4 protein-coding genes are annotated in these 10,535 nt (G+C 34.6%); all 4 read left to right on the top strand.

The window, feature by feature from the left end:
* The first annotated feature begins 1,307 nt into the window (after positions 1 to 1,307).
* Complete coding sequence (locus PQO00_RS20105) at positions 1,308 to 4,142, top strand: transcriptional regulator (RefSeq protein WP_274186647.1); 2,835 nt, start codon at positions 1,308 to 1,310, stop codon at positions 4,140 to 4,142.
* 225 nt (positions 4,143 to 4,367) lie between these two features.
* Positions 4,368 to 7,397 (top strand): TonB-dependent receptor, encoded by a 3,030-nt coding sequence (locus PQO00_RS20100; protein ID WP_274186646.1) that lies wholly within the window; start codon positions 4,368 to 4,370, stop codon positions 7,395 to 7,397.
* A gap of 11 nt (positions 7,398 to 7,408) precedes the next feature.
* Positions 7,409 to 8,890, top strand: coding sequence for a RagB/SusD family nutrient uptake outer membrane protein (locus tag PQO00_RS20095; RefSeq protein WP_274186645.1), 1,482 nt, complete (start codon positions 7,409 to 7,411; stop codon positions 8,888 to 8,890).
* A 20-nt stretch (positions 8,891 to 8,910) separates the two neighbouring features.
* Positions 8,911 to 10,535: LamG domain-containing protein (locus PQO00_RS20090; protein ID WP_274186644.1), on the top strand; the 1,625-nt coding region annotated here is incomplete at its 3' end.

The following is a 10,535-nucleotide window of genomic DNA, read 5'->3' as shown; positions in this document are numbered from 1 at the left end:
AACACCTATTTATCAAATAAGATCAGTGAGCTAAATCGAAGATTCACGAACACCTATTTATCAAATAAGATCAGTGAGCAAAATCGAAGATTCACGAACACCTATTTATCAAATAAGATCAGTGAGCAAAATCGAAGATTCACGAACACCTATTTATCAAATAAGATCAGTGAGCTAAAAGTAAGTAAAAAGAGAAATAAGCTTTTGTTCTTTATATTGAAAAAAAATGTGGGTACACCGTAGGTCCGGTAGGCGGGCGCTCAGCATAAACTAAAGTCGAAATGCTAATAAAAACTAGAACTCCAATAGGTCTTCGACTGCGCTCAGACTGACATTACGGCCTTAACTTAATGACATTGAGCTTAGGCTATGCAAATAACACGTAGCAGGCAAAAACAAAAAAGCAATATCGTTTTCTGTAGCTCATTTTAATTCATAATTGGTATAAAAGGAAAATATAAATACCAGTACAGTACAATAAATCTAAGGTCAAAAGTTGCCAAATCTAAAATTTCTTCTGAAGCATTAAAAGTTTAATTGCTTATCTCCAAAGCTTCATTTTTAGGCATATTAGGATGATCTTCCTTTTCACAGGAAATAATAAATAGAGCAAAACTTATAATGAATAAGTGTAGGTAATGATTTTAAAACAGCAAAGGTTAGCGTATATCCAAATCCTGCAAAAAACGGAATTAGTATAAAAACTTTAGAATAATCTCTAAAGATTTAGTCATTGTTTTTTAAAAATTGTGTGACTAACTATATTACTAAAAAGAATTATTATATATTCAAAACAGAACAAATACAGGTAGTAGTGTTTAGGAAATATAATAATTTATCATTAGTGTCCGACTAAAGACGAAAGACCGCTTCGCTATTAGAACCAAGAACAAAGACATGATTTTAACTAATACCAATTATGAATTAAAATACGCAATTCAAACTCATTCATTAATTCGTTTTATCACTTTACTCATCATTTCCATAGCTTAGGCTATGCAAATAACACGTAGCAGGCAAAAACAAAAAAGCAATGTCGTTTTCTGTAGCTCATTTTAATTCATAATTGGTATAACAGACAAACAGAGACACCACTATAGTATTACATCCAGAAACCTAAATATTTTTTGATAGATTTACTGGTATTAAAAGCAAGGCGTCTAATCTGTAATGCTTTTACATATACTATTATTGATGGGCTTCAAATAATAGTCAATAGTTTTAATCGGACAACAATAAATAAAATTATTAAAGAATTATTTATTTTTAATTAGATTAGTTTTGCTGTAATCCTTAATTTAAAGAGTTTGATAACATTAAATAAAATAGAATTTAGAGCTTTTATTATTTTATTGATTTTATTAGTTGAGGCACCATTTGTTTTTGCTCAATATACACCGTTTTTTCAAAATTATGCTTTAACAGAATTTAATGCTGGTAATCAAAACTGGGGGGTTTCTTTTGCCGAAAATGGAAAACTATATGTTGCCAATGATAAAGGTTTATTGGAGTTTGATGGTGTTAAATGGGATTTTTATCAACTACCAAACAAAACAATTATCAGATCTGTATTAGCTATTAATAATCGCATTTATACTGGATCATATGAAGAATTTGGATATTGGGAAAAAACCAAAAAAGGTGTTTTAGAATATACATCATTGAGTAACTTTAATGAAGATAATGATGCTGTTGATGAGGAATTTTGGCAAATATTAAGTGTAGAAGACAACATTCTTTTTAGGTCATTTTCTAATTTGTATATATATAAAGAAGGTAGAACTGTTAAAGTCAGACCAAAATCTACAATCATTTCATGTAGTAAAATAAATGACACAATTTATGTTTCAACATTAGAGCACGGTATTTTTTCACTGCAAGAAGAAACTTTAATTCAATTAAAAAATACTGAAAGATTAACGAATACCAAGATTATATCCATATCCGAATCGAACCAGAAATTTTTAATAACTACGGCGTTAAAAGGGTGCTTTTTGTATAGTAATAATAAGCTAGAAGTTTGGGAATCTCCAATTACTAACATAATTCGAGAACATCAACTTAATAAATTCCTAGTCTTAAAAAACGGCAATATGGTTTTTGGTACCATTAAGAATGGAGTCTATATAACAAATAAATCTGGAGACATACTATTTCATATTAGTAAAGAAAACGGCCTTCAAAACAGTACAGTTTTAAGTTTGTGTTTAGGTGCGAATAACAATCTTTGGGTTGGTTTAGATAATGGTGTGACTGTTATAGACTTAAACTACAATTATTTACTTTACAATGATAATTCTGGTGAATTAGGTGCCGTTTATGATATTATTAACTACGATAACAAAACATATATTGGAAGTAATACGGGGCTGTTTTATCTAAAAGAAAATGATAATAAATTAAACTTTGTTGAAGAGTCACAAGGGCAAGTTTGGGACTTGATTCAGATAAACAACCAGCTATTTTGTGGGCATAACAATGGTACTTTTTTAGTAGAAAACAATAAACTTAATAAAATATCAGGCTTTACCGGAGGTTGGGTTATGAAAAAAGTTCCTGAGCAAGACAATATATTTATTCAAGGTACTTATGCTGGTTTGGTAAGGTATAAATATATTAACGGAAAATGGGATGTAAAGCATTTAGATTTAAAAACGACAACGAATCCAATAAATTACTTTACCATACCCATAAAATATTTAGTGTTTGAGAATAAATATACGGCTTGGGTGGCACACGCTTATAAAGGCGTATACAAGATTAAATTTGATAGCGAGTATGAAAAAATTATTGATATTGTAGATTACAAAGATAAAGGGCTCCTATCTGAGTATAATGTAAAGGTATTTAATATTAAAAATGACATTTGTTTTAAAACAAACGAAGGATGGCAAAAGTATGAAGCTTTAATTGATAGTATTGTTCCAAACAATCTGTTGAATAAAACATTTGGAAAAGAAACCGATATAATCTCACAACCCAATACAGATGGCATAGTTACAAAAAATAAAAATGATAAAATAAGCTTCATTTTTTCATTAACCAATAAAGAAACCAACTTAAGTCTACCAAACAAGCTGTTCCAAAAGAGACTTGTGGTCGATGCCGAAAGCGTTTCGCAAATAAAAGATTCTGTTTACGCCCTAAATTTATATGGAGGTTTTATGATAATCAATAAAACCGAACAGGTTAAACAGGCCCCGCTACAAAAACCAATTATTGAACGTGTTGAGATTGATAAAAATCTGGTTGAAATTAGTAATTCAAATAGCTATCAACTTCCTTTTAATATGAGTATAAGTATCTCTATTTCATCACCAAGTTCCAACAATCATTTTTTTGAATACTCCATATCTAATTCAGATTCGTTGAATTGGAGCCGAATGGAAAATGAAAAACTGGAACTTTCACGTTTAGGGAACGATGATTATGCTATTAATTTTAGGTCGGTAAATATTTCTGGTAACACGTCTCCTATTAATACAATTCATTTAAAGGTTTTGCCTCCATGGTACAAAAACACATATTCTTATTTAATTACCGCCATTTTGATAACTATAATTATGTATTGGCTCCATAAAAGGAAAATAGCTAAAGAACAGAGACTACTTCATCAAAAGCTTAAAAAAGAGCAAGAAATTATACTAAAAGAAAAAGCTATTGAGAACGATAAGAAAATTGTTCAGTTAAAAAATGAATCATTGAAAAGTGAAGTTAAATTAAAAAGTAAGCAGTTAGCTAATACTGCTATGGCATTAGTAAAGAAGAACGAATCCATGTTAGAGATTAAAAACGAGCTTATTAAAAGTAGGCCTGGGTTTCAAAATACGCTTGCTTACAAAAAACTATTAAAAAAGATCGATAATTCGATAGGTCATGAAGACGAATGGCAAATTTTTGAATACAACTTTAACCAAGTCCATGAAGAATTTTTTAATAAATTAAAGAGTAAACATCCAAAGCTTACACATAAAGATTTAAAAATTTGTGCTTACATCAAAATGAATTTGCTTACTAAAGAAATTGCACCACTAATGAACGTGTCAATTAGAGGGTTGGAAACCCAAAGATATCGTTTAAAGCGCAAGTTAAATTTAGAAAATGATAAATCTTTGACCGATTATTTGAAGAATTTCACATAAAACACCTCTTTTATTGTTGAAATCTACATGTGATTAGTACGTCATTAATACGCCATTTTAACTTATAAAGCTTTATTTTTTGCAATATTGCAATGGTTTGTTATACGTCAACATGTATTTTTGGCGTTTTTGTGTTTATGACGTATTTTATGTGTAGGTCATTTTTCGACTTGCACTCATATAGTCTTTAAATTAGTAAAAACTAACTTTTTAAACTAAGATTATATGAAAACAAAATTTACTTTACTGTTAATTTTTCTATTTTCATTTCACGTTTTCGCACAAGATATATCAGTAAAAGGTATTGTAACAAATACTGAAGATAACATGCCTGTGCCTGGTGTAAGCATAATAGTAAAAGGAACAGCGAGAGGCGTAAGTACAGACTTTGATGGTAATTATACAATCAATGTGAATAAAGGAGAAACTTTAGAGTTTATTTCTTTAGGTTTTAAAACTGTTCTTATTACCATTCAAAACCAAACGACTGTTAATGTGTCATTAGAGCCAGATATAGCTTCTCTAGACGAAGTTGTGGTTGTAGGATATGGTACAGCAAAAAAACGTGATTTAACGGGTTCTATTGTGAGTGTTAAAGGTGATGAAGTTGCCGATAAACCAGCAACAAATCCTATTGCCTCCATACAAGGTAAGGTTTCTGGCCTATCAGTTGTAAACTCTGGTCGTGTTGGTCAAAATCCAGATATCAGAATAAGAGGGACTAGCAGTAGATATAACGTAAGTCCATTATTTGTTGTGAACGGTATTTTTGCTGATAACATTGACTTTGTCAATCCTAACGATATTGAATCAATAGAAGTACTAAAAGACGCTTCATCATTGGCTATTTTTGGAGTAAGAGGTGCAAATGGTGTTATTATTGTTACCACAAAAAAAGCTAAAGAAGGAAAGTTTACAGTAAATTTCAACTCTTCAATTGGTGTTAAAAACATTACAGACAAGCCAGATTTGGCTAATGCCGCACTTTTTAGCCAGCTTTACGATGAGAAATTGATAAATGAAGGAGCTGCCCCTTTTTCCTATTATAATCAATTTACTGGAGATACAGATTGGGTGGATAGAATCGCAAATAAGTCAGCCCTAATTCAAACCAACAATTTAAGTATACAAAACGCCACCGAAAGAAATAAACTTTCTTTTGGTTTGGGGTACAGACAAGAAGAAGGCTTGGTTAAAAAAGAGGAATTACAAAGACTTACCTTTAATTTAACTAATGAATATAAATTAACCGATGATTTTAGAATGGGGCTGACTATTAATGGCCTTCAAGATAAACTTCCAAACGAAGGTGGCTTTGGTTCGGCATTAAATGCCACACCGATAGTGGATCCTGTTCATTTTGACACACGGCCAGAATTCAATGGTCTTTATAACCAATTGCCAGTAGAAATTGGTGGCCCACAAATAGGAAATCCCTCTTTAGTAGCAGAGTTGACCAAAAATAAACGTATTGCAGAGCGATATCGTTTTGTAGGTAGCCTGTTTGCCGAAGTGGATTTTTTACAACACTTTACATTTAAAGCTAGTATTTATGGAGATTATAACAACTTTAGGTCTAGGTCTTATACGCCTATTGTTGGAATTTATGTATCTGAAACAGATGAAATTGCAAACTTTAATGGAAATCAAATAACACGGGTAAATCAATCCAGTAGCACAGGGTTTAATTTTCAACAAGACTATCTGCTTTCGTTTAGAAGAGAATTTGGTAAGCACGATATAAATGCTGTTGCAGGTTTTACAACGACACAGGTTTATGTTGAAAGTATTTCTGGTAGTGTGGAACATGATCCAAATTCTACTGTAGGTATCATTCCTGATAACCCAAGGTTTTGGTATTTAAATGTATATCCTTATGGAGACCCTTCTACCAGAACTTCAGATTCAAGTCAATTCGATAGAGCTACATCTTCTTTTTTAGCTAGGGCATTGTACAATTATGATGATAAATATTTATTAAATACGTCTTATCGTAGAGATGCCACATCACAATTAGCGCCAGGTAGCAGAGCACAAAATTTTTGGTCGGTCGGGGCCGGTTGGGTGGTTACCCAAGAGGGTTTTATGGACCATGTTAATAGTTTAAACTACTTAAAGTTGAAGGGGTCCATTGGAGAATTAGGAAACCAAGCCTTACCAGACTCTACTAACTACCCATATTATCCAGGTGTTAATCAAGATGCCACAGCGGTTTTTGGAAATAATGTTATTGCAGGTTTTATCCAAAAATTTGAAGAGAACCCTAATTTAAAATGGGAAACTGTAAAGATGTGGGAAGTCGGCTTGGAATCGAGATGGCTTGATAACAGATTAACTTTTAATGTTAACTACTACAATAGAAAAACTGAGGATTTATTGGTTTTTGTTGACACAGGTGTACAAACGTTTTTTGATAATTTTGGAGAGATTGAAAATAAAGGTTTTGAGTTTGAAGCCTCATGGGATGGGAACTTTAATGATCATTTCAGTTATTCTATAGGTGGTAACATTACCACTATCAATAATGAGGTTTTATCTACTTTTGAAGATGCGGCAATTTTCGCCAATGGTACTGCCTCAAGAACAATTACTGGCGAGCCTATTGGGCACTTTTATGGCTATATTGTAGATGGAATATATCAATCTAATGCAGATATCGCAGCATTACCGCCAAGTACTTTAGGTAGTTATGCACCAGGTGACTTTAAATATAGGGATGTTAATGGAGATGGAGAAATCACTCCAGATGATAGAACCGTTATTGGTAATCCAACACCAGACTTTACTTATGGTTTTTATGCAAACTTAAAATATAAGAACTTTACTTTTAATGTGGATTTTCAAGGCGTATACGGCAATGAAATATACCGTAATTGGGGAAATGGAAGTTCTTTTGCCCAATTTAATTTTAGGTCAGACAGAGCTAATAGATGGCATGGTTCAGGAACATCAAATTGGGAGCCCAGACTGTTTTCTACAGATTATAATAGACAACCATCTACCTATATGGTTGAAGACGGTAGCTACTTTAGAATACGAAATGTTCAATTGGGTTATAGTATTGAAAGTAAAATTCTTGAAAAGTTGAAATTACAGCAATTGAGATTATTTGCTAACATTCAGAATTTATACACATGGAAGGAAACTTCTGGTTTCACGCCAGAAGCTGGTGGCTCTCCAACATCTTTTGGTGTTGATGGTGGCGGTTATCCAGTGCCTGTAATATCTACAATTGGATTGAGTTTAACATTTTAAAAAAAAATAGCATGAAAAATATAAAACTTATTGATAAATTAAAAATATTTTCCTTGACATGTTTGTTTATGGCACCTATGTCTTGCCATGACGACTTCTTGGATCGATTGCCATTAGGTGAAGTGGCAAACAATGAAGAGTTAGGAGTTGGTGGTCAAGAAGCTGCTGTATTTGGCATTTATTCTTTAACAAGAACCACAAACATAGGAACTTGGAACAGATACTGGTTTGGTAGCATAAGGTCTGATGATTCGCAAAAAGGAAGCACATCTGCAGATTCGGCAGCTAACGGAACCGCATTCAATGATTTCCAGTACATTGCCACCAATGGCTTAAGTACTGGATGGTGGAACTCTCATTATGAAGTTATTTTTGCATGTAATGAAGTCATAAACAACATAGCAGAAGCTGGAGCTACAGATGAAGGCAGTCTTATTAACGATGCTGAAGCAAGAGCAATAAGAGCATTAATGTATTTTGAGTTGCGTAGGGATTATGGTGAAGTTCCAATTATTACAGTGACTATAGATGTGCCATCTGATGCCTTTGCACCAAAATCTTCAATTGCAGACGTGGACAATTTTATCAAAGAAGATTTAGAGATTGCTGAAGACAACCTACCACTTACATGGGCAAGTTTCCCGGGAAGAGCTACTTCTGGGTTTGCTAAATCGCTATTGGCCAAGTTATATCTTTATCAACAAGACTGGGCTGCGGCTTATAATAAGTGCAATGAAGTTATTGATTCTGGAGCTTATATGCTAGACCCCAATTTGGTTAATTTGTTTGAAAGAGGTGGAAATAATGGTGTTGAATCTATTTTCGAAATTCAACAGACTGTAACCGAAAACGGCGAACAATTTAGTAATAATTACTTTATTTCGCAGGGTGTTAGAGGAACAGGAGAATGGAATTTGGGCTGGGGTTTTAATACACCTACTCAAGATCTAGTTGACGCTTTTGAGCCTGGAGATTTAAGAAAAGCTAATACGATATTGGAATCTGGTCAAGACGATGGCGGTTTTGGAAGTGGCACCTTACCTGGTTTCCCTCCTTTGGCACAAATGTATTGGAATAAAAAAGCCTACACTATGGATAATATCCGTACAGACTTGGGGGTAAATGGTAACAGGTGGGAGAACATTAAAATCATTAGATATGCAGATGTCATTCTTATGGCTGCCGAAGCTGGTAATGAGTCAGGTCTAGCCTCTCCATCTGAAGTAGCCGATTTAATAAATCAAATTCGCTCAAGAGCTGGCCTTGCAAATACAAGTGCCGCTTCACAAAGTGCACTAAGAGACGCTATCAAGCAGGAAAGACGAGTAGAATTAGCTTTAGAAGAGTATAGGTTTTACGATTTGGTACGTTGGGGAGATGCCGTTTCGGTATTAGGAAGTTTAGGCTATGAATCTAAGCATGCACTTTACCCGATCCCACAAGAAGCAATCGACCAATCAGGAGGAATTATTGTTCAAAATCCAGATTATTAAAATAAACTTAAAGTACAGAAATGATGAAAAATATAAATTTAAAATATTTCAGTATACTAATAATAGGGATCCTATTTTTTAGTTGTCAAGACTTAGAAAGACCTGAGTTTAGTGATTTTCCTTATGACGGGCCTGTAATCACGCTTTCAAGTCCTAAAGCATCAAGTGTTGTTCGTTCAACAGAGGCAATAGCGACTATCACGATTCAATTTCAGGTAGAAGATGATTTGGGGATTGCGAATATTACCGTAAAAATGGATGATGTTGAGATTGCAAATATTAATGAGTTTGCAGACAGTAAACTTGTTAACGTTGATGATTTAATATATGATAACCTAACCACAGGAAGTCATACATTAACAATTACGGCTACCGATACCAATGATGTTGTCGTTATTGAAACGGCAGTTTTTGAAAAAATAGATACACCTCCTTACACCCCTTTGTTTGATGGTGAAATATTTTATATGTCTTTTAACGGAGACTATACAGAAGCAGTAAGTGGAAGCAGTGCCACAGAGCTGGGGAGCCCAAGTTTCATTACTGATGCACGTGCCGGCACAAATGCCTATGCAGGAGCTGCCGATTCCTATTTAACGTTCCCAACAGATGGATTGTTAGGTTCCGAATTTAGTGCCACCATGTGGTATAAGATAAATGCTGTTCCAGATCGCGCAGGTATTCTTGTCATTGGACCGGAAGATACGGGTAATGCCAATTATCCTGATGTACAGAACAAACGTTCCAATGGATTCAGGTTTTTCCGTGAAGGAGGCGCCACCAATCAAACGTTCAAGTTGAATGTGGGCAATGGAAGTGGCGATTCTTGGTTCGATGGTGGAGCGGCAGCAACTATAGACCCTACCATAACGACGGATTGGGTACACTTGGCATTTACCATTTCTGGTTCAGAATGTGTGGTCTATATCAATGGTGAAGTCGTTAGGCAAGGTGCATTTTCAGGAGTTGATTGGACTGGTTGTGATGTGCTTTCAATCATGTCTGGGGCACCACGTTTTACCGAATGGGGACACCACTCCGATTCGAGTTACATGGACGAATTAAGGCTGTTTAACCGTGCTATAACACAAAGTGATGTTACAAATATAATGGCTCAAACTGACAAAATTTTTAATCTGTCGTTTGATGGGGATTTTACAGATTCTATTAGTCTAACCGATGCCGTTCAAGTAGGGACTCCTGAGTTTGCTGGTGAGGCCAAAGTCGGCACAAATGCCTATGCAGGAGCTGCCGATTCCTATTTAACGTTCCCAACAGATGGATTGTTAGGATCTGAATTTAGTGCCACCATGTGGTATAAGATAAATGCCGTTCCAGATCGCGCAGGTATTCTTGTCATTGGACCGGAAGATACGGGTAATGCCAATTACCCTGATGTACAGAACAAACGTTCCAATGGATTCAGGTTTTTCCGTGAAGGAGGCGCCACCAATCAAACGTTCAAGTTGAATGTGGGCAATGGAAGTGGCGATTCTTGGTTCGATGGTGGAGCGGCAGCAACTATAGACCCTACCATAACGACGGATTGGGTACACTTGGCATTTACCATTTCTGGTTCAGAATGTGTGGTCTATATCAATGGTGAAGTCGTTAGGCAAGGTGCATTTTCAGGAGTTGATTGGAC

It is taken from the genome of Flavivirga sp. 57AJ16 (assembly GCF_028736925.1).
Taxonomy (GTDB): Bacteria; Bacteroidota; Bacteroidia; order Flavobacteriales; family Flavobacteriaceae; genus Flavivirga.
The sequence above is the reverse complement of the archived record's forward strand: the minus strand, read 5'-3'. Positions and strand labels throughout refer to the sequence as shown.

Coding starts and splice junctions, on each gene's coding strand:
- PQO00_RS20095 (WP_274186645.1), top strand. CDS start 7,409: ATGAAAAATATAAAACTTATTGATAAATTAAAAATATTTTCCTTGACA.
- PQO00_RS20100 (WP_274186646.1), top strand. CDS start 4,368: ATGAAAACAAAATTTACTTTACTGTTAATTTTTCTATTTTCATTTCAC.